The 20,247-nt window shown below is 68.6% G+C and carries 14 protein-coding genes and 1 tRNA gene; 9 read left to right on the top strand and 6 right to left on the bottom strand.

Going from position 1 to position 20,247, the window contains the following annotated elements; translation table 11 throughout:
• Positions 1–123 precede the first annotated feature (123 nt).
• From QN239_RS04460 to QN239_RS04440, 5 genes are read left to right on the top strand one after another with little or no spacing between them, the layout of a single operon-like run.
• Positions 124–4,008, top strand: a complete 3,885-nt coding sequence (locus QN239_RS04460; RefSeq protein WP_499008339.1) for a Pls/PosA family non-ribosomal peptide synthetase — start codon at positions 124–126, stop codon at positions 4,006–4,008.
• The gene (locus tag QN239_RS04455; RefSeq protein WP_499008338.1) at positions 4,005–5,351 is read left to right on the top strand and encodes a M1 family metallopeptidase; all 1,347 of its coding nucleotides are present in this window, start codon (positions 4,005–4,007) and stop codon (positions 5,349–5,351) included. Before QN239_RS04460 ends, QN239_RS04455 begins: the two co-directional genes overlap by 4 nt.
• A 7-nt stretch (positions 5,352–5,358) precedes the next feature.
• Positions 5,359–6,615, top strand: a complete 1,257-nt coding sequence (locus QN239_RS04450; RefSeq protein WP_499008337.1) for a polysaccharide biosynthesis protein — start codon at positions 5,359–5,361, stop codon at positions 6,613–6,615.
• Positions 6,616–6,630: 15 nt separating this feature from the next.
• A complete protein-coding gene (gene ppgS / locus QN239_RS04445) occupies positions 6,631–7,329 on the top strand; it encodes a polyprenyl-phospho-N-acetylgalactosaminyl synthase PpgS (protein ID WP_499008336.1) in 699 nt (232 codons plus the stop codon).
• Positions 7,326–7,676, top strand: a complete 351-nt coding sequence (locus tag QN239_RS04440; protein ID WP_090354082.1) for a DUF2304 domain-containing protein — start codon at positions 7,326–7,328, stop codon at positions 7,674–7,676. The genes ppgS and QN239_RS04440 overlap by 4 nt, the downstream gene beginning before the upstream one ends.
• On the opposite strand, the gene QN239_RS04435 is transcribed toward QN239_RS04440, so the two are convergent.
• From QN239_RS04435 to QN239_RS04425, 3 genes are read right to left on the bottom strand one after another with little or no spacing between them, the layout of a single operon-like run.
• On the bottom strand, positions 7,670–8,254 hold the full coding sequence (locus QN239_RS04435) for a TetR/AcrR family transcriptional regulator (protein ID WP_499008335.1): 585 nt from the start codon (positions 8,252–8,254) through the stop codon (positions 7,670–7,672). The two genes, QN239_RS04440 and QN239_RS04435, sit on opposite strands and share 7 nt — an antisense overlap.
• Position 8,255: 1 nt before the next feature.
• Positions 8,256–10,034 (bottom strand): N-acyl-D-amino-acid deacylase family protein, encoded by a 1,779-nt coding sequence (locus QN239_RS04430; protein ID WP_499008334.1) that lies wholly within the window; start codon positions 10,032–10,034, stop codon positions 8,256–8,258.
• Positions 10,035–10,081: 47 nt separating this feature from the next.
• Positions 10,082–11,014, bottom strand: coding sequence for an SDR family NAD(P)-dependent oxidoreductase (locus tag QN239_RS04425; protein WP_499008333.1), 933 nt, complete (start codon positions 11,012–11,014; stop codon positions 10,082–10,084).
• A 47-nt stretch (positions 11,015–11,061) separates the two neighbouring features.
• On the opposite strand from QN239_RS04425, the gene QN239_RS04420 reads away from it, so the two are divergent.
• From QN239_RS04420 to QN239_RS04410, 3 genes are all read left to right on the top strand, one after another.
• Positions 11,062–12,807: a hypothetical protein gene (locus tag QN239_RS04420; RefSeq protein WP_499008331.1), complete on the top strand. Its 1,746-nt coding sequence runs from the start codon at positions 11,062–11,064 to the stop codon at positions 12,805–12,807.
• 63 nt (positions 12,808–12,870) lie between these two features.
• Positions 12,871–13,242 (top strand): hypothetical protein, encoded by a 372-nt coding sequence (locus tag QN239_RS04415; protein ID WP_187097187.1) that lies wholly within the window; start codon positions 12,871–12,873, stop codon positions 13,240–13,242.
• Positions 13,243–13,351: 109 nt separating this feature from the next.
• Positions 13,352–14,215, top strand: coding sequence for a lysophospholipid acyltransferase family protein (locus tag QN239_RS04410; RefSeq protein ID WP_499008329.1), 864 nt, complete (start codon positions 13,352–13,354; stop codon positions 14,213–14,215).
• Positions 14,216–14,232: 17 nt separating this feature from the next.
• On the opposite strand, the gene QN239_RS04405 is transcribed toward QN239_RS04410, so the two are convergent.
• Positions 14,233–14,305, bottom strand: a tRNA-Thr gene (locus QN239_RS04405).
• A gap of 100 nt (positions 14,306–14,405) precedes the next feature.
• Complete coding sequence (locus QN239_RS04400; RefSeq protein ID WP_090364668.1) at positions 14,406–15,617, bottom strand: DNA polymerase III subunit delta'; 1,212 nt, start codon at positions 15,615–15,617, stop codon at positions 14,406–14,408.
• Between the two features lie 80 nt (positions 15,618–15,697).
• Between QN239_RS04400 and QN239_RS04395 the strand changes: the two genes are divergently transcribed.
• Positions 15,698–17,296, top strand: coding sequence for an adenylate/guanylate cyclase domain-containing protein (locus QN239_RS04395; RefSeq protein WP_499008328.1), 1,599 nt, complete (start codon positions 15,698–15,700; stop codon positions 17,294–17,296).
• A gap of 7 nt (positions 17,297–17,303) precedes the next feature.
• Here QN239_RS04395 and topA read toward each other — a convergent pair whose 3' ends face one another.
• Positions 17,304–20,192 carry a type I DNA topoisomerase gene (gene topA, locus QN239_RS04390; protein WP_499008327.1) on the bottom strand — a complete coding sequence of 963 codons (2,889 nt, stop codon included), beginning with the start codon at positions 20,190–20,192 and terminating at the stop codon, positions 17,304–17,306.
• Positions 20,193–20,247 lie beyond the last annotated feature (55 nt).

Genomic DNA, 20,247 nt, shown 5'->3' with positions numbered 1-20,247 from the left:
GCGGCACGTGAGACTGCATACGGTTGCGATCAGACAGACCACAAAGCAGCCAGACCCAAAGGGAATGTCCCCGCCCCCGTGCGTCATCACCGGCCCGTCACCGGGGCCCAGTAGTTTGTACGGGTGACAGCGGCACCCGTACCGGCCATCCCTCCTCAGTACCTCTTGTCTTCCTCGGCGCCGGAGCCTCGCACGCTGGTCGACATCCTCTACGACACCGCGCGTCGCTACCCCGACGCACCCGCCATCGACGACGGCGAGGTCCAGCTCACCTATGCCGAACTGATCGGCGATATCGAGGAGAGCGTGGCGTGGCTGGCGGCGCGCGGGATCGGCCGCGGCGACCGCATCGGCATCCGGATGCCCTCGGGCAGCTATGCGCTGTACACGGCCATCCTGGCCACCTTGGCCAGCGGCGCCGCCTACGTCCCGGTGGATGCCGACGACCCCGACGAGCGCGCGGCACTGGTGTTCGGCGAGGCCCAGGTGGTCGCGGTGATCACCGAGAAGGGCCTGGTCCGGGCGACCGGCTCATCGCGCGGCTGGCGCGCGGCGCCACCGCTGAACCGCGACGATGCCTGGATCATCTTCACCTCCGGTTCGACCGGCACCCCCAAGGGCGTGGCGGTGACGCACCGCAACGCGGCCGCCTTCGTCGACGCCGAGGCGCGGATGTTCCTCCAGTCCAATCCGCTGGGCCCGGGTGACCGGGTGCTGGCCGGATTGTCCGTCGCCTTCGACGCGTCCTGCGAGGAGATGTGGCTGGCCTGGCGGCACGGTGCCTGCCTGGTGCCCGCCCCCCGCTCCCTGGTGCGCAGCGGGATGGATCTGGGCCCGTGGCTGGTCTCCCGCGATATCACCGTGGTCTCGACGGTGCCGACGCTGGCCGCGCTGTGGCCGGCCGAGGCGCTGGAAGCGGTGCGACTGCTGATCTTCGGCGGCGAGGCCTGCCCGCCCGAACTCGCCGAACGGCTGGCCGTGGAAGGGCGCGAGGTGTGGAACACCTACGGCCCCACCGAGGCGACCGTGGTGGCGTGCGCCGCGCCGCTGGATGGCAAGGGGCCGGTGAGTATCGGCCTGCCGTTGCCGGGCTGGGACCTGGCGGTGGTGGACAAAGAGGGGCAACCCGTCGGCCTCGGCGCAGTCGGTGAACTCGTCATCGGCGGGGTGGGCCTGGCCCGGTATCTGGATCCGGAGAAGGACGCCGAGAAATACGCTCCCATGCCGAGCCTCGGCTGGGACCGGGCCTACCGCAGCGGGGACCTGGTGCGGTTGGAGGCGGACGGCCTCTACTTTCAGGGCCGCGCCGACGATCAGGTCAAGGTCGGGGGCCGCCGCATCGAGCTGGGCGAGGTGGACTCGGCCCTGGTGTATCTGCCCGGGGTCAGCGGCGGCGCGGCCGCGGTGCGCAAGACCGCCAGCGGCACCCCCCTGCTGGTCGGTTATATCGCCAGTGCCGACCCGGCCTTCGATCTGGCCGCAGCGCGGGCCGCACTGGCCGCGGCACTGCCCGCTGCGCTGGTCCCGCGGCTGGTGCTGCTCGACGAGCTACCGACCCGGACGTCGGGCAAGGTCGACCGCAATGCGCTGCCGTGGCCGCCTCCGGGCGCCGGCCCAGAGGACGAACCCGACCTGGGCACCGGCACCACCGGCTGGCTGGCCGGGCTGTGGCGGGATGTGCTCGGCGCGACGGTGGACGGACCCGAGGCGGACTTCTTCGCCCTCGGCGGCGGATCGCTGTCGGCCGCTCAGCTGGTGACCGCGGTGCGGTCGCGCTACCCGCAGGTGACCGTCGCCGACCTCTACGACCATCCCCGTCTGGGCTCCTTGGCCGGCTATCTCGACGAGCTCGCCCCGCCTCCCGAGGTCCACACCCGCGAGGTCGCCCCCACACCGCTGCTCACCCAGCTGGCCCAGGTGGCGATGTCGGTACCCCTGGCCACCTTGACCGGCCTGCAGTGGGTGGTCTGGCTGGGCGTGCTCAACAACATTGCCGCCGCCACACATCTGGTGCCGTGGGCGGTCCACCTGAACTGGTGGATCATCCTGGCCGGCTTCGTGGTGTTCATCACCCCGCCGGGGCGGATGGGGATCGCGGTGCTGGGGGCCCGGACGCTGCTGTCCAACTTGGCGCCCGGCACCTACCGGCGCGGTGGGTCCGAACACCTGCGGGTGTGGTTCGCCGAACGGCTCGCCGACGCCAGCGGCGCCGAGAATCAGGCCGGCGCGCCCTGGCTGGTGTATTACGCACGCGCCCTGGGTAATTCGGTCGGCATGGGCGTCGACCTGCATTCCGCGCCGCCGGTCACCGGGATGCTCACCATCGGCCACCGGGCATCGGTCGAACCCGAGGTGGACCTCACCGGGCACTGGATCGACGGCGATCTGTTCCATGTCGGACCGATCAGCATCGGCAACGACGCCACCATCGGCGCACGCACCACACTGTTCCCCGGCGCGGTGGTGGGCAAGAACGCCGACGTGGCACCGGGATCCGGTGTGATCGGCAAGGTGAAGAACGGGCAGTACTGGAAGGGCTCGCCCGCGGCGAAGTCCGGCAAGGCCCGGCACCCCTGGCCCGACGAACGACCGCCCCGCTCGACGGTCTGGGTGGCGATCTACGGCGTGACGTCGATGTTGTTGGGCGCCTTGCCGTTGACCGGCCTGGCCGCCGGCCTGGCCGTGCTGGCCTGGGGCATCCGCGACACCCCCACCCCCGCGGCGGCGATCGTCCCGGCGCTGCTGTGGACCCCGGTCGCGGCGTTGGCGGCCATGGCGGCCTACGCCGCGCTGACGGTCATCGGTGTCCGGATGCTGTCCATCGGCCTCGACGAGGGCTACCACCCGGTGCGCAGCCGGGTGGGCTGGCAGCTGTGGGCCACCGAACGACTGATGGATGCCGCCCGCAACTACCTGTTCCCGATCTACGCCGGTCTGCTCACCCCATGGTGGTTGCGGGTGCTCGGCGCGAAGGTCGGTAAGGGCACCGAGATCTCGACCGCCCTGCTCACCCCGAAGTTCACCGTGGTCGAGGACGGCGCGTTCCTGGCCGACGACACCATGGTCGCCTCCTATGAGCTCGGTGGCGGCTGGATCCACGTCGCCAGGGCCACCATCGGCAAGCGGGCGTTCCTGGGCAATTCCGGGATCACCCAGCCCGGACGGCGGGTTCCCGACGACGGCCTGGTCGCGGTGCTCTCAGCTGCACCCTACAAAGCCAAGGCCGGTTCCTCATGGCTGGGCAGCCCGCCGATCCGGTTGCGCCGCAACCCGACCGATGCCGACGTAATGCGCACCTTCCAGCCGTCGACGAAGCTGAAGATCATGCGTTCGGTGGTGGAGACCTGCCGCATCATCCCGGTCATCGTGACCTTCGGGATCGGCGTCGCCGTGCTGGCCGGGCTGCAGGCACTGGCCGGCGCGTTCGGATACGCACTCGCCGCCCTGGCCGGCGGGGTGGTGCTGCTGACCGCCGGCGCGGTGGCCGGCGGTATCGCCGTCCTAGCCAAATGGCTTGTCATCGGCCGCATCCGGGCAGTCGAGCATCCGCTGTGGTCGTCGTTCGTGTGGCGTAACGAGGTATCGGACACCTTCGTCGAGACGGTCGCCGCACCGTGGTTCGCCAGGGCCGCCACCGGGACACCGGTGATGAACATCTGGCTGCGCGGGCTCGGCGCCAAGATCGGCCGCGGCGTGTGGTGCGAAACCTACTGGCTACCCGAGGCCGATCTGGTGCGCCTGGGTGCCGGCAGCACCGTCAACCGTGGCTGTGTGGTGCAGACGCACCTGTTCCACGACCGGATCATGCGGATGGATACCGTCGTCCTCGAGGACGGGGCCACCCTGGGCCCGCACTGTGTCGCGTTGCCCGCCAGCAAGATCGGCGCCGGGGCCACCGTCGGTCCGGCGTCACTGGTGATGCGCGGTGACGAGGTGCCCCCGTTCTCGCGCTGGCAGGGCAACCCGATCGCGGTGTGGGATCCGTCGCGCAAGAAGAAGAACGCGTGAGCCCGAAAAAAGCGGCCAGGAAGGCCGCGGGAGCGGCCACCAGCCCGCCCGTCATCGATCCGTACCTGCCGCGCAACGGTAACTTCGGCTACCGGGTGTCGCGGTACGAACTGGATCTGGAGTACAAGGTCTCGGCCAACCGGCTCTCGGGTTCGGCCACCATCACCGCCGTGACACTGGCCGAGTTGCGCACGTTCACCCTGGATCTGGCCGACCCGATGGCCGTCTCCAAGGTCACGGTGAACGGGCGCCGCCCCGACCAGTTCCGATGTTCGAACGGCAAGCTGCACATCATCCTGCCCAACCGACTGCCCGCCGGGGCCGCGATGACCATTGCGATCCGCTACGGCGGAACGCCGCGCCCCATCCGAAGTCTCTGGGGGGAAGTCGGTTTCGAAGAACTCACCAACGGCGCACTGGTCGCCGGGCAGCCCAACGGCGCGGCATCGTGGTTCCCGTGCGATGACCACCCGGCCGCCAAGGCCAGCTTCCGCATCAGGATCGCCACCGACAACCCGTACTACGCGATCGCCAACGGCGAATTGATATCCCGGCAGAACAGGGCCAGCCTCAACATCTGGACCTACGAACTCGCCGAACCCACGTCCACCTACCTGATCACCCTGCAGATCGGGATGTATGAGCGGCTCCGCCTGCAGAAGAGCCCGGTACCGATGTATGCGGTCCTGCCCGACCGCCTGCGCCGCCACTTCGACCACGATTTCGGCCGGCAGGCGCAGATGATGAAGCTGTTCACCAGACTGTTCGGGCCCTACCCGCTCGCGGACGGCTACACCGTCGTCGTCACCGATGACGACCTTGAGATTCCCCTTGAAGCGCAGGGCCTTTCGATCTTCGGCGCCAACCACTGCGACGGCAAACGCACCGCGGAACGACTGATCGCCCATGAGATGGCCCACCAGTGGTTCGGCAATTCGGTGACGGTGCGGCGCTGGCGCGATATCTGGCTGCACGAGGGATTCGCCTGTTACGCCGAGTGGTTGTGGTCGGAGGAGTCCGGCGGACCCAGCGCCGACGAGCGGGCCCGTTCGTATCACCGCAGACTGCAGCATTCGCCGCAGGATCTGCTGCTGACCGATCCCGGCCCCGCTGACATGTTCGACGACCGGGTGTACAAACGGGGAGCGTGTACGCTGCATGCGCTGCGCGGCGTGATCGGCGACCCGAGTTTCTTTGCCCTGCTGAAGGATTGGACGACCCGGTACCGGCACAGCACCGCCGTCACCGACGATTTCACCGGGCTGGCCGCCAACCATGCCACCGTCTCACTGCGTCCGTTGTGGGATGCCTGGTTGTACTCGACGGCCGTGCCGGACCTGTGAGCCACGCATGACAGGGGGGCCGGTCGCACGCAACAGCGTCGCCCGGGTGGGGGTGGCCACGGCGGTGTCCGCGCTGTGCGGCTACGCCGTGCTCTACCTGGCGGCGCGCAGTCTCGAGCCGGCCGGCTTCTCGTTGTTCGGGGTGTTCTGGGGTGCGTTCGGGTTGGTGACCGGCGCCGCCTTCGGCCTGTTGCAGGAGGCCACCCGCGAGGTCCGCGCCGCCCGGCACACCGCCGCCGTCACCGGTCCGCGCACCCACCCGATGCAGGTGGCGGCGGGCCTGGGTGTCGCGGCCGCGGTGTTCATCGCGGTTTCCGCACCGTTGTGGTCGGCCCATGTGTTCGCCCAGTCCCGGCTGCTGTCCGTGTTGTTGTTGAGCATCGGGCTGGCCGGTTTCTGCCTGCACGCCACCCTGCTGGGCATGCTCGCCGGCGTGGACCGCTGGACCCAGTACGGCGCGCTGATGGTCACCGACGCCGGCCTGCGCGTGGTGATCGCGGTGGCCAGCTTCCTGGCCGGGTGGGGGCTGGCCGGCTACCTGTGGGCGACGGTAGCCGGTTCGGTGGCGTGGTTGCTGCTGCTCCTGACATCCCCGGCGAGCCGGGCGGCCGCAGTGCTCGCCACCCCTGGCAGCGTGCGCACCTTTCTGGCCGGCGCGTCGCACTCCATCGCCGCCGCGGGCGCCAGCGCCATCCTCATCATGGGTTTTCCGGTGTTGCTCAAGGCCACCACCGCGCATCTGGGTGCCACCGGCGGCGTCGTCATCCTGGCCGTCACCCTGACCCGGGCCCCGCTGCTGGTGCCGCTCACCGCACTGCAGGGCAATCTGATCGCCTATTTCGTCGACAAACCGCACGAACGCCTGCGTGCGCTGGTCACCCCGGCCCTGGTGGTGTGCGCCATCGGGCTGCTCGGCATCGTTGCGGCCGGCCTGGCCGGCCCGTGGCTGCTGCGGGCCGCGTTCGGCCCGGACTACGTGGCCGGCGGCGGACTGCTGGCCTGGCTCACGGCCGGCGCGGTGGCCATCGCGTTGCTGACACTGACCGGAGCCGCCACCGTGGCCGCCGCGCTGCACCGCGCCTACGCGACGGGGTGGGTGAGCGCGACGGTCGCCGCGACCCTTCTTCTGCTGCTACCCCTCGAACTGGAGACGCGCACGATCGTCGCGCTGCTGTGCGGACCGGTGGCCGGAATCGCCGTGCACCTGGCCGCGCTGGCACGCGGCTCCCGCCGCGGATCGGAGCGGCTGCGGCCACAGCACTGAAGCCGGTGTATTTTGGTGCGCATCGATACCTCGTACCAGGACGTTTGGATCATCGTCCCCGCCTTCAACGAAGCGAGCGTCATCGCCGACGTCGTCGCCGATCTGCGCACCGTCTTTCCTCATGTGGTGTGCGTGGACGACGGCAGCCGCGACGGCACCGCCGATGCCGCGTACGCCGCGGGCGCGCATGTGGTGCGCCACCCGGTGAATCTCGGGCAGGGGGCGGCGATCCAGACCGGCGTGGAGTACGCGCGCTCGCGTCCCGGCGCGGCGGTGTTCGTCACCTTCGACGCCGACGGCCAGCACCGGGTCAAGGACGTCATCCGGATGATCGACCGGCTTGCCAGCGATGACGTCAATGTGGTGATCGGGACCCGGTTCGGCGGTACGGTCACCCACACCCCTCCGCTCAAACGGGTCATCCTGCGGGCCGCGGCGATCATCAGCCCGCACAGCCGCAGCTTGGGCCTGACCGACGCCCACAATGGGCTGCGCGTGTTCGACAAGGTCGTGGCCGACGAACTCAACATCACCATGAGCGGGATGGCGCACGCCGGCGAGTTCATCGCGCTGGCTGTCGAAAACCATTGGCGGGTGGCCGAAGAGCCGGTCGAGATCCTCTATACCGACTACTCGAAGTCCAAGGGCCAACCCTTGCTCAACGGGGTCAACATCCTGTTCGACGGCCTGCTGCGCGGGAGGATGTCCCGATGAACTGGATCCAGGTGCTGTTGATCGCCTCGATCATCACGCTGCTGGTCTACCTGCTGCGGTCGCGGCGCAGCGCGCAGGCCAAGGCGTGGGTGAAGCTGGGCTACCTGCTGTTCGTCATCGCGGCGATCTACGCGATCGTGCGGCCCGACGACACCACCGTGGTGGCCAACTGGCTCGGGGTGAAGCGCGGCGCGGATCTGCTGGAGTATGCGTTGATCATCGCGTTCCTGTTCACCACGATCAGTACCTATATGCGGTTCAAGGATCTTGAGTTGCGTTTCGCGCGGCTGGCGCGTGCGGTGGCGCTCGACGGGGCACGCGCACCGTCCGACGATCCGGCTCAGTAGCCGCCCAGCAGTTTCGCAAGCAGCGCGATCTTGCGGGCCTCGAACTCCGGATCCGACAGCACCGGCCGCAACATGGCCGCGCCGTCGAACGTGTTGGTCAGCAGCCCCGTCACCACCGCGCGGGTCCCGTCCGGGAACTGTTCGGCGGTGGGCGCGGCGCTGGCCGCCTCGAAGATCTTCGCGCTGTATTCGGTGAGGACATCCTGCAGGGTGGCGCGCAGCTTTTCGTCGGTGCGGGCGGCGATCATCAATTCGTAGAGCACCGCATTGGTGTCGTTGCCGGTGATATCGCGCAGGACGGTCAGCACCGCCGGAAGCGCGGGCTCGCCGGTCGGTATCTGGGCCACCTGCTTGCTGAACAGTTCCAGCTGACGGCGCAGCACCTCGTAGGCGGTGGCGGCCATGAAATCCCCGATGGTCGGGTAGTGTCGGAACAACGCGCCCACCGACAGGCCCGCGCGCTTGCAGATGACCGCCGCAGAGGCTCGGGCATAACCGATTTCGATGATCGTCTCGATGCTCGCGTCGAGCAACCGGGCGATGGTCTCCTCGCGTCGCTGCTGCTGGGTCCGCGCCATCTCAGACCGTGGAATGCGTGGTAGCGGCTCCGGCACGCAGGTAGTGCCCGGACCGCACGGTGGCGCCGTAGCCGTCGCGGAACTCACCGCTGCGGAAGACCACCTGCCCGTTGACTCCGGTCGCGACCACGGTCGCGTCGTTGCGGTTCACCATCCGGCTCAGGTCGCCGTAGAACGGGACCGTCGCCTCGTGGTATTCGTTCACCGAATTGTCCAGGGCGGCAGGGTCGATCACCACGAAGTCCGCGCGATCCCCACGGCGCAGAGTGCCCGCATCCAGGCCGAACCAGTCGGCCACCTCGGCGGTGAGCCGGTGCACGGCGTGCTCGGTGGTCAAGAACGGCCGACCGGCGCGGTCGGCATCGCGGACCCGCTTGAGCATGCGCAGGGCGTAGTTGTAGAACGCCATATTGCGAAGGTGCGCACCGGCATCCGAGAAGCCCATGTGCACCGACGGCTCCTTGGCCAGCTTGTCCAACTGCTTGGGCCGGTGGTTGGCCACGATGGTGGTCCACCTGACGCGCCGTTCCCCGTTTTCGACGAGTACATCCAAGAAGGCGTCCAGCGGATGGATACCGCGTTCGTCGGCGATCTGCCCGAAGCTCTTGCCGATCAGTGTGGCGTCCGGGCATTCGACGATGGTGGCATCGTGGAAATCGCGGTGCCACAACGCCGGTCCGAGCTTGCGCCGATCGAAGGAGCGGTGGAAGCGGCGGCGGTACTCGGGATCGGCGAGCAGCGTGTTGCGTTCCAGCTGATCACGCAGATGCAGGGCGGCAGTGCCGGCCCCGAACTCCTCGAACACCGGCAGATCGATTCCGTCCGAATACAATTCGAAAGGCACCGGCAGGTGCTGGAACCGCACCTGCGAGTTCAGGATGCGGTTCAGCAGCCGCACGCCAGGCCCCAGGATGTGCACGGCCCCGGGGGATGATTTGGCGTCGGCGGAGACCAGCAGGCTCATCCGAACCCCGCGGCGCCGGCCGAACCAACCGCTGCTCTCCAGGAAGAAGTTCAGCGCCTCTTGGATTTTGGCGACGTTGGGTGCGCTCTGCAGGATACGGCCGCGCTTGCGCAGCACCTTGATCAGACGACGGCGTTCCCGCCAGGTGGCGAAGGTGGACGGCAACGCCCGGGAACGGAACCGGTCGCCGTCGAGTTTGTCGATCGCCGCGTCCATCCCGGACATGCCCAGCATCCCGGCGTCCAGCGCCCGTTCCAGACGCTGTGCCATGGTCTCCAGTTCGGCATCGGTGGGCACCACATCGCGCGTGGTGGCGCGATCCAGTCCCAGCACCGAGGCGCGCAGATCCGAATGCCCCAGCAGCGACGCCACATTCGGGCCGAGCGGCAGGGCGTCGATGGCATCGACGTAACCGGCCGGGTCGGTCCAGGTCTTGTGGTCGGTCAAGGCACCGAGCACGTACTGGCGCGGCACGGCCTCCACGCGGCTGAACAGGTCGGCGGCGTCCTCGGTGTCGGCGTACACCGTGGACAGCGAGCACATGCCCAGCAGCACGGTGGTGACACCGTGGCGCACCGACTCGCGCAGGCCGGGATCGAGCAGCACCTCGGCGTCGTAGTGGGTGTGCACATCGATGAAGCCCGGGATCACCCATTTCCCGGCCGCGTCGATGACGTCGGGGCAGCCGGTCTCATCGAGTGACCCCGCCGAGATGTCGGCGACGATGCCGTCGCGAATCCCCAGGGTGCGGGTCAGCGGCGGCCGGCCGGTGCCGTCGAACCACAGTCCGTTGCGGATGATCACGTCATAGGGCATGCCGCCACCCTAGGTTAGATAGCGAGCGCTCACAATCTTTTGCCGTTTCAGGCGCGAAAGAACTCGACCGTCCGCTCGATGCCCTCGTCGATGTCCACCTGCGGGCGCCAGCCCAGCACCTCGGCACCCCGGCTGATGTCGAGCTGGGATTTGCGTAGGTCACCCAGGCGCGGCGGGTAGAACTCCGGGTCGTCGGCGGTGCCCACGGCCTTGGCGATCGCGGAGTGCAGATCGCGGACCGTGGTGCTGATCCCGGTGCCCACGTTGAAGCGCTGGCCGCTGCCGGCCTCGCCGGAGGCCTTCACGAAGGCGTCCACCACGTCGTCGACGTAGACGTAGTCCCGGCTGTCGGTGCCGTCGCCGAAGATCTTGGTGGCCTCGCCGGCCAGCAGCGCCTTGGCGAAGATCGCCACCACCCCCGCCTCGCCGTGCGGATCCTGGCGCGGGCCGTAGACGTTTCCGGGCGCGATATGCGAGCAGTCCAGGCCGTACAGGTGGCGGAAGGTGTTGAGGTAGACCTCGCCGGCCACCTTGCTGGCCGCGTACGGCGACGCCGGGTCGGTCGGCACGTCTTCGCCGGTGGGGTACACCGGCGGGGTGCCGTAGATGGACCCACCCGACGAGGTGTGCACGATCTTGCGGACACCGTGCGCGCGAGCGGCCTCGGCGAGCCGGATGGTGCCCACCACATTCACCGTGGCATCGAACTGCGGGTTGTCCACGGAGTGCCGTACCGAGATCTGGGCGGCCAGGTGAAAGATCACCTCCGGTTTGGCCTCGGCAACGATCGCACCGAGGTCGGCGTCGGTGATATCGGCCTCGACGAAGGTGAAGTCGGGATCGGCTTCCGCCGAGGTCAGGTTGACCCGCCGACCGGTACTCAGATCGTCGATACCCACCACGGTGTGCCCGTCGGCGAGCAAACGATCGACCAGGGTAGATCCGATGAATCCGGCAGCTCCGGTGACCAGTGTGCGCACGGGCTCACTTTAGCGACGCAAGATGTGCGTCCGTACAGTCGGCAGCGATGAAATGGGTAACCAGGGCTGCCATCGCGTTGATCGTGGCGCAGCTGGCGATCCGTGGCGTGGTGGCCTTCGGCGGTTACTTCTATTGGGATGACCTGATCCTCATCGGCCGCGCCGGCACCCAGGGACTGCTGTCACCGGGGTACCTCTTCGATGATCACGACGGGCACGTCATGCCGGGCGCGTTCCTGGTGGCCGGAGCCATCACCCGGCTGGCACCGTTCAACTGGGCCTTGCCCGCACTGAGCCTGCTGGTACTGCAGCTGCTGGCTTCCCTGGCGCTGCTGCGGACATGCAAGATCATCCTCGGCCGGCGTCCGGTGTTGTTGATTCCCTTGACTTTCGCCTTGTTCACCCCGCTGACGGTGCCGGCCTTCGCGTGGTGGGCGGCCGGGCTGAACTCGCTGCCGCTGCAGGCCGGGCTGGCGTGGGTGTGCGGCGAGGCGATTCTGTTGGTACGCACCGGCAATCGACGCCATCTGATCTCGGCGGTACTGGTGTACTTCGGCACGCTGTTGTTCTTCGAGAAAGCCGCCGTCATCCCGTTCGTCGCCTTCGCGGTCGCCGCCCTGCTGGCCCACGTCTGCGGCGATTCGGCGCGGGCCGTGTGGCAGCGGGGACGGGCGCTGTGGCTGTCGCTACTGCTTGTCACCGCGGCCTGGATCGGGGTGTATCTGGCGGTGGTCGACCAGAAGCGCTGGACGCTGGATCCCGTCATGACGTGGGACCTGTTGCGGCGCTCGGTGACCCACGCGATCGTGCCGGGCCTGGCCGGAGGACCGTGGGAGTGGCAACGCTGGGCGCCGGCCTCGCCGTGGGCCACGCCGGGTACGACCGTGATGGTGCTGGGTTGGCTGGTGCTGGCGGCGGTGCTGGCGGTGTCGTGGGCCCGCAAGCAGCGGATCGGTGCGGTGTGGGCCGCGGCGCTCGGCTACGCGGTGGCCTGCCAGGTCCCGATCTATCTGATGCGGTCCTCCCGGTTCACCGCACTGGAGTTGGCGCAGACGTTGCGGTATCTGCCCGATCTCGTGGTGGTACTGGCCCTGCTGGCCGCCGTTGCGTTCTGCGCGCCCAACCGCCCGTCACCTCGACTGGACGCCTCCACCACCCGCACGGTGGTGGTCTGTGCCGTCGCAGTCGCCTTCGTGGCGAGCAGCCTGTACTCGACGGTGACTTTCCTGCGGGTCTGGCGGGACAGTCCGGTGCCGGTCTATGTGGCCAATGCCCGGGCCGGGTTGGCCGCGGCGGATACCCCACTGCTGGACCAGGAGGTGGATCCGCTGATCCTGCAGCGGGTGGCGTGGCCGGAGAACCTGGCCAGCCATATGTTCGCACTGGTCCATCCGCGCCCCGAATTCGCCACCGCCACAACTGAACTCCGGATGTTCGACAGCGTAGGCCGGCTGCTGGACGCCAAGGTCACCTGGGTGCGCACGATCACGCCCGGCCCGGCACCGCACTGCGGTTACCTCGTCCAGCCCGACGACGAGGTCACCATGCCGCTGGACGGACCACTGCTGCCCGCCGACTGGACCGCCGAGATCAACTACCTGGCCAACAACGACGGCTCCCTGACGATGACGCTGCCGGAGGGGAACACCGCGAAGGTGCCGGTGCGGCCGGGACTGAACCGGGTGTTCGTCCGGCTGGCCGGCGCCGGTGCGGCCATCAAGGTGCGGGCCAACACCGCGGCGCTGTCGGTGTGTATCGCATCGGGACCCGTCGGGTTCGTGGCACCGAAGTAGTTTCTGCGCGGCCCCGGCGTGTGCCGAGAGGACTTGTCGGTGCCATTCCCTACGCTGCTGCACATGAGTTGGCCAGATTCTCGACCCTCTGTCGTCGCACCGTGCCCGCACTGCGATACCGAGACGGTCTGGTTGCAGTTGGCCTACGGCAGCTGGCAGCTCTTCGACGCCCGGATGCACCCCACCGAGGACAGCGCGGCCGGTAACCGGTTCGCCATCCGGCGGCAGTCCCGCCAGGTGATCGATCTCGACGATGTCCTCGAAAGCCGTTGGCCGGCCACTTGTCTGCAGCTGCACAAATTCGCGTGCCCGGAGAGCTTCGACCAGACGCGCTTCCATCAGCGCAGGCCGCGCCAGGCCAACGATATCGATCTCGAAGACCTGTGGCAGCGCCTCGCGGTGCGCCGGGATGCATTACAGGCTGAGGCCGGCTGAGCGCGTCCGGCGCCGGCAGGCGTCGGTCGGGATATCGTCGCCCGCCCTGTCGTCGTTCTCACAGCCGGTTCATAGCCAGACGAACCAGTTCGTTCGGTAACCTGGAGTCATGACTTCCTCCGCCATGACCAACGTCGACACCCTGATCGACCCACCCGGTCACATCCGGGCCATGCGCCGGGCCGCAGAGACCGCCGCCGACGCCGCCGCACCCCTGGTCGATTTGTACCGACCGTATGTCGACGGGTTGCAGAACCTCCCGCGCGACGGCCGATTCCTGTTGGTGGGCAACCACTCTCAGGCCGGCGTCGAGGGATTTCTGATCCCCTACGTGGTGCGCCGCGAGATCGGCAGCCTGGTCCGGCCACTCACCGACCGCGGATTCGGCAAGATGCCGTTCCCGGTGGCCGACCTGATGGCCGCCTTCGGCGCAACCGTCGGCGCACCCGAATCCGCGCGCGAGTTGATGCGGCACAACCAGCCCATCCTGGTGTTCCCCGGCGGCGGGCGCGAGATCGCGAAATTCAAGGGCGAGCAGAACACCCTGCGCTGGGAGGGCCGCGCCGGCTTCGCCCGACTGTCGGTGGAGAACGACTACCCGATCGTGCCCGCCGCGCTGATCGGCGGGGACGACGTCTACACCAGCCTGACCCGGCGCGACGGCCTATGGGGACGGCTCAGCCAGGGGCTGGCCGAGAGGCTCGGCGGCAAGCCCGATATGGCCATGCCGCTGCTGCGCGGTATCGGGCCGACCCTGATCCCGCGACCGCAACGCATGTACCTGCGCTTCGCCCCGCCGATCGACACCACCAAACCCGCCGGTATCGACGAGCAGGACTGGGTCGCCACGATCCGCGAGGAAACCAAGAAGACGCTGGAGCGCACGCTCGACGAGCTGCTCGCGATCCGGGCCGAGGATCCCTACCGGGAACTCAACCCGCTGGCGTGGCACCGAGCCACGCAACCGACCTGACCTGCAGAGACAAAGAGAGCCGCCCAGGGGAATCGAACCCCTGACCTTCTCATTACGAGTGAGATGCTCTACCGACTGAGCTAGGGCGGCGTTGCCTGGCCGATGAGCGCGTGCGCGAAGCGCGAACGATCTGGCAGGCGCAGGTGAGTCTACGGTAGTTCCCGCCCGCCTCCCAAAAGGTGGGCCCACCTCAGCTCTTGAGGGCCTGCCCCACCGTCGCGACCATGGCGTCGACGGCGAATTTCGGTTTCACATTCGTCTCGAGCGCCTCCCGGCACCCCAGTACCGCTTCGATACAGCGCAGCAGTTTGTCCGGTGGCGCATGCGCCGCCAGGGCCGCGACCTTGTCGTGCATATCGGGATGGTTGGCCGTCACACCGCCCGCACCCGCGGACACCACCAGCGCGTCACGGAAATAGGTCGCCAGGTCCATCAGGGCCCGGTCCAGCGCATCCCGGGAGGCCCGGGTCTGCCGTGACTTCTGCCGCTTCTCCAGGTCTTTGATCGCCCCTGCCGCACCGCGGATCGCGCCGGCCGCACCCTTGCCGGTACCGCCGGCGCCGAGCGCGGTGCGCAGTTCCTCGGTCTCGGTCTCGTTCCGACCGGCCGTCAACGCCTTGGCCTCCGCCTCGGCCGTCGTCACCAGCTCTTCCGCGGCGCCGTACGCCCTGGCCGGGGTGGCCGCATCGCGGGCCAGTCCCAGCGCACGTTCGCGGCGCTGGCGGGCCTCCGGATCGGTCGCCAGCCGGCGCGCCCGGCCGACATGCCCACCGCTGATCGAGGCGGCCCACGCGGCGACCTCGGCGGTCAGGCCGTCATTGTCGACCAGCACCTGCGCGATGGCCTCGGAGCGTGGCGTCACCAGCGCGATGTGCCGGCAGCGCGAGCGCAACGTGACCGCGATGTCCTCGGGATCCACCGACGGGGCACAGAGCAGGAACACCGTCGACGGCGGCGGTTCCTCCACCACCTTCAGCAGCGCGTTGGCGGCGCCCTCGGTGAGCCGGTCGGCGTCCTCGACCACCACGATCTGCCAGCGGCCGGTACCCGGGCGGCGCGAGGCGATCTGCACGATCTCGCGCATCTCCGAGACACCGATGGACAGCCCCTCCGGGATGATGCGACGCACATCGGAGTGGGTGCCCGCCATGGTCGTCGTGCAGGCCCGGCATTCACCGCAGCCGGGTTCACCCTCGGACTGGCACTGCAGGGCGGCGGCAAAACACACCGCGGCGATCGAGCGGCCGGACCCCGGCGGGCCGGTGATCAGCCACGCATGGGTCATCCCACCGGCTGTCAGCCCGCTGTGAGAGGAATCACCACGTGCGGCGCGGGCGGCCGCCACCAACTCCGCCGCCACGGCGTGTTGGCCCACCAATCGCTCGAATACACCACTTCCCACCGCTCAAACAGTAGTGGGACGTCCGGACACGGGGCATCACAGCGGCGCACGAGGTCACACCCGACCGATACGGTAAACGGGTGAGCACGTTAACCAACCCGATCGGACGGATCAGCGCATTCGTCCGTTGGGTGGCGCGCACGCCGTGGCCGGTGTTCACGCTGGGCATGGTGCAGTCCGACATCATCGGCGCACTGTTCGTCCTAGGTTTCCTCCGGTTCGGGCTGCCCGCCGAGGACCGCATCCAGCTACAGGACCTGCCGGCCTTCAATCTGGCGGTCTTCCTGGGCTACCTGTTCGTGGCCTTCACGGTGGGCGCCTACCTCAGTCTGCGGCTGCTGCTCCCGGTCATCCGTTGGCAGCGGCGCGACACCCTGCTCGCCGACGGCGACCCGACCATCACCGGACTGGCCCGCGTCCGCGCGCTGAAGATGCCCTTCTACCGCACGTTGATCAGCGTCTCGAACTGGCTGCTGGGCTCGATCGTGTTCATCGTCGCCAGCTGGCCGGTGGCCAGCAAGTCCGCGCCCGTCGTCGCGGTGGCCACCGCACTGGGCGCCACCGCCACCGCCATCATCGGCTACCTGCAGTCCGAGCGGGTGCTGCGCCCCGTCGCCGTGGCCGCGCTGCGCGGCGGGGTGCCGGAGAACTTCCGCGCGCCCGGGGTCATCCTGCGCCAGGTGCTCACCTGGGTGCTGTCCACGGGGGTGCCGCTGCTGGCCATCGTGCTGGCGCTGGTGGCCAGCAAGTTCGCCATCCTCACCGCACCCGCCGAACGCCTGAACACCCCCCTGCTGCTGCTTGCCATCGCCGCCCTGGTGATCGGGCTGGCCGGCACCGTGCTGGTGGCGATGTCCATCGCCGACCCGCTGCGGCAGCTGCGCTGGGCCCTCGGTGAGGTACAGCGCGGCAACTACAACGCGCACATGCAGATCTACGACGCCAGTGAGCTGGGGTTGCTGCAGGCCGGGTTCAACGACATGGTCCGCGACCTGGCCGAGCGACAACGCCTGCGTGACCTGTTCGGCCGCTACGTGGGCGAGGACGTCGCCCGTCGCGCCCTGGAGCGCGGCACCGAGCTCGGTGGCCAGGAACGCGATGTCGCCGTCCTGTTCGTCGACCTCGTCGGATCGACGCAGCTGGCGTCGACGGTTCCCGCCTCCGAGGTGGTGAACCTGCTCAACGAGTTCTTCCGCGTCATCGTCGACACCGTGAACAGGCACGGCGGCTTCGTCAACAAGTTCCAGGGTGACGCCGCGCTGGCCATCTTCGGCGCCCCGATCGAACACCCCGACGCTCCCGGTGCCGCGTTGGCCGCATCCCGCGAACTGCACGACGAACTGGTGACGGTGCTGGGCCAGACCGAGTTCGGCATCGGAGTGTCGGCCGGGCGGGCCATCGCCGGACACATCGGCGCGCAGGCCCGTTTCGAGTACACCGTGATCGGCGACCCGGTCAACGAGGCCGCGCGGCTGACCGAGCTCGCCAAGCTGGAGGCCGGCCATGTGCTCGCCTCCGCGATCGCGGTCAGCGGCGCACTCGACGCGGAGGCCCTGCGTTGGGATGTCGGCGAGATCGTCGAACTGCGTGGCCGCACCATGCCCACCCAGCTGGCCCGGCCGCTGGTGCGAGCCACCCCGAGCGGGCGTATCCAGATCGGCCACGACGCGGCCACCTGAGACCGGCTCAGGCCTTCTTGGCGGCCTTCTTCGCCGGAGCTTTCTTGGCCGGCGCTTTCTTGGCAGCGACCTTCTTCACCGGCGCCTTCTTCGCGGCCTTCTTCACCGGGCCGCGGGCCCGGCGATCGGCGAGCAGCTCCGACGCGCGGGCATCGGTGATGGTCAGCACGTCGTCGCCCTTACGCAGGCTGGCGTTGGTCTCACCGTCGGTGACGTACGGGCCGAACCGGCCGTCCTTGATCACCATCGGCTTCTCGGACACCGGGTCGGTACCCAGTTCGCGCAGCGGCGGGGTGGCCGCGCCCTGGCGGCCCCGTCGCTTGGGCTCGGCGTAGATCTTGAGCGCCTCGTCGAGGGTGACGGTGAACATCTGCTCTTCGGTGGCCAGCGACCGGGAATCGGTGCCGCGCTTGAGATATGGGCCGTAGCGGCCGTTCTGCGCGGTGATCTCCTCTTTGCTCTCGGGATCGACGCCGACGACGCGCGGGAGCGACAGCAGCTTGAGCGCATCCTCCAGCGTCACCGTCTCCAGGTCCATCGAGCGCAGCAGCGAGCCGGTGCGCGGCTTGGGCCCGGTCGGCTTCTTGCCCTTCTTCGCGGTGACCCCGTCTTCGGGATCCTCCTTGCCCTTCCCCCCAGTCGCTGCGCTCCCGCCCTCCGGAGGCTCCGGGAGCACCTCCGTGACGTACGGGCCGAAACGGCCGTCCTTGGCCAGGATCTCGTGACCCGTCTCCGGATCGACACCCAGCGAGCGACCCTCTTGCGGTGTGGCGAAAAGCTTTTCGGCCAGCTCGAGGGTGAGTTCGTCGGGAGTCAGCTCGTCCTTGAGGTTCGCGCGCTGCGGCTTCAACTCGCCGTCGGGAGATTCCGGATCGACGATCATCCGCTCCAGATACGGACCGTTGCGGCCGACCCGGACGTTGATGGCCCGCCCCTCGGCGTCGTCGAACAGCTTGATGGAGTTGACCACCCGCGCGTCGATGCCCTCGAGGTTGCCGCCCACCAGATGCTTCAGGCCGCCGGCGCGGGCGATCGACCCGTCCACGCCGTGCTCGCCACCGAAGTAGAAGTTGTTGAGCCAGTTAGTCCGTCGCTCGTTGCCGGAGGCGATCTCGTCGAGCTCGTCCTCCATCGCCGCGGTGAAGTCGTAGTCGACCAGCCGCCCGAAATGCTGTTCCAACAACCCGATGACGGCGAACGCCACCCAGGACGGCACCAGGGCGCTGCCCTTCTTGTGCACGTATCCGCGGTCCTGGATCGTCTTGATGATCGAGCTGTAGGTCGATGGCCGGCCGATACCGAGGTCTTCGAGCGCCTTGATCAGCGAGGCCTCGGTGTAGCGGGCCGGCGGGCTGGTGGTGTGCCCGTCGGCGGTCAGACCTGCGGCGTCGACGCGCTGCCCCTGGGTCAGGTTGGGCAGCCGGCTCTCGGCGTCGTCGGCTTCGCCACCGGCCTGCTCGTCGAGGCTCTCGACATAGGCCTTCAGGAAGCCGGCGAAGGTGATGGTGCGGCCGCTGGCGTTGAACACCACCTGCTCTTCGACGGCGGTGCCGTCATTGGACCGAGTACGGGCTGTCCCTGTGATCTTCAGCGACAGCGTGGTGCCACGGGCGTCGGCCATCTGGGAGGCGACGGTGCGCTGCCAGATCAGCTCGTAGAGCCGGAACTCGTCGGTGTCCAGCGCGCTGTGCAGCTGTCCCGGGGTCTGGAAGACGTCACCGGCGGGCCGGATGGCCTCGTGGGCCTCCTGCGCGTTCTTCACCTTGCGGGTGTACTGCCGCGGCGACGGGTGCACGTACTCCTCGCCGTAGAGCTGCCCGGCCTGGGTGCGCGCGGCGTTGATCGCCGACTCCGACAGCGTCGTCGAGTCGGTACGCATATAGGTGATGTAGCCGTTCTCGTACAACCGCTGCGCGATGCTCATGGTGCGCTCCGAGGAGAAGCGCAGCTTTCGGCCGGCCTCCTGCTGCAGCGTCGAGGTCATGAACGGCGGATAGGGCTTTCGGGTGTAGGGCTTCTGCTCCACCGAGGACACCGCGAGCTGCTCGCCGCGCAGGCCGGCGGCCAGGGCGTTGGCAGCGGTCTCGTCCAGGACCATGACCTCGTCGGGTTTGCGCACCGCGCCGAGCGAGTCGAAATCGCGGCCGCTGGCCACTCTGCGGCCGTCGACGCTGTTGAGCTTCGCCGTGAACCTGGGCGGGGATGCTTGCGGGTCGGACACGCTGGCGTCCAGTTCGGCGGTGACATCCCAGTAGCCGGCGCTGCGGAACGCCATGCGTTCGCGCTCGCGCTGCACGATGATGCGCGTCGCCACCGACTGCACACGGCCGGCCGACAGCTTGGGCGCGACCTTCTTCCACAGCACGGGTGAGACCTCGTAGCCGTAGAGGCGGTCCAGGATGCGGCGGGTCTCCTGCGCGTCGACCAGGTCGATGTCCAGGTCGCGAGGGTTCTCCGCCGCCGCGCGGATGGCGGGTTCGGTGATCTCGTGGAACACCATCCGCTTGACCGGGATGCGCGGCTTCAGCGTCTCCAGCAGGTGCCAGGCGATGGCCTCACCCTCGCGGTCACCGTCGGTGGCGAGATAGAGCTCGTCGACACCCTTGAGCAGATCCTTCAGCTCGGCGACGGTGGCCTTCTTATCCGGGCTGACGATGTAGAGCGGCTCGAAGTTGTCGTCGACATTGACCCCGAGTCGGGCCCACGGCTCGGATTTGTACTTGGCCGGGACGTCGGCGGCGTTGCGCGGGAGATCGCGGATATGTCCGCGGGAGGATTCGACGACGTAGTTGGAGCCCAGGTAGCCGGCGATTTTGCGCGCCTTGGTCGGCGACTCGACTATCACGAGCCGCCGAACGTTACCGGCGCCTCCCCGGTTCCGGTCCTCCTCAGCCACCTGCTCTTACTCTCCACTTCTCCACGCCTCGGGGCGCGACAGCAACTGACAATTT

This window comes from Mycolicibacterium sp. Y3, from assembly GCF_051188035.1.
Taxonomy (GTDB): domain Bacteria; phylum Actinomycetota; class Actinomycetes; order Mycobacteriales; family Mycobacteriaceae; genus Mycobacterium; species Mycobacterium fluoranthenivorans.
This window is presented reverse-complemented; position numbering and strand designations above follow the sequence as displayed.

Excerpts from the sequence above, each read along its gene's own strand:
- QN239_RS04450 (WP_499008337.1), top strand. The coding sequence starts at position 5,359 with ATGACAGGGGGGCCGGTCGCACGCAACAGCGTCGCCCGGGTGGGGGTG.
- QN239_RS04440 (WP_090354082.1), top strand. The coding sequence starts at position 7,326 with ATGAACTGGATCCAGGTGCTGTTGATCGCCTCGATCATCACGCTGCTG.
- QN239_RS04435 (WP_499008335.1), bottom strand. The coding sequence starts at position 8,254 with ATGGCGCGGACCCAGCAGCAGCGACGCGAGGAGACCATCGCCCGGTTG.
- QN239_RS04430 (WP_499008334.1), bottom strand. The coding sequence starts at position 10,034 with ATGCCCTATGACGTGATCATCCGCAACGGACTGTGGTTCGACGGCACC.
- QN239_RS04420 (WP_499008331.1), top strand. The coding sequence starts at position 11,062 with ATGAAATGGGTAACCAGGGCTGCCATCGCGTTGATCGTGGCGCAGCTG.
- QN239_RS04415 (WP_187097187.1), top strand. The coding sequence starts at position 12,871 with ATGAGTTGGCCAGATTCTCGACCCTCTGTCGTCGCACCGTGCCCGCAC.
- QN239_RS04410 (WP_499008329.1), top strand. The coding sequence starts at position 13,352 with ATGACTTCCTCCGCCATGACCAACGTCGACACCCTGATCGACCCACCC.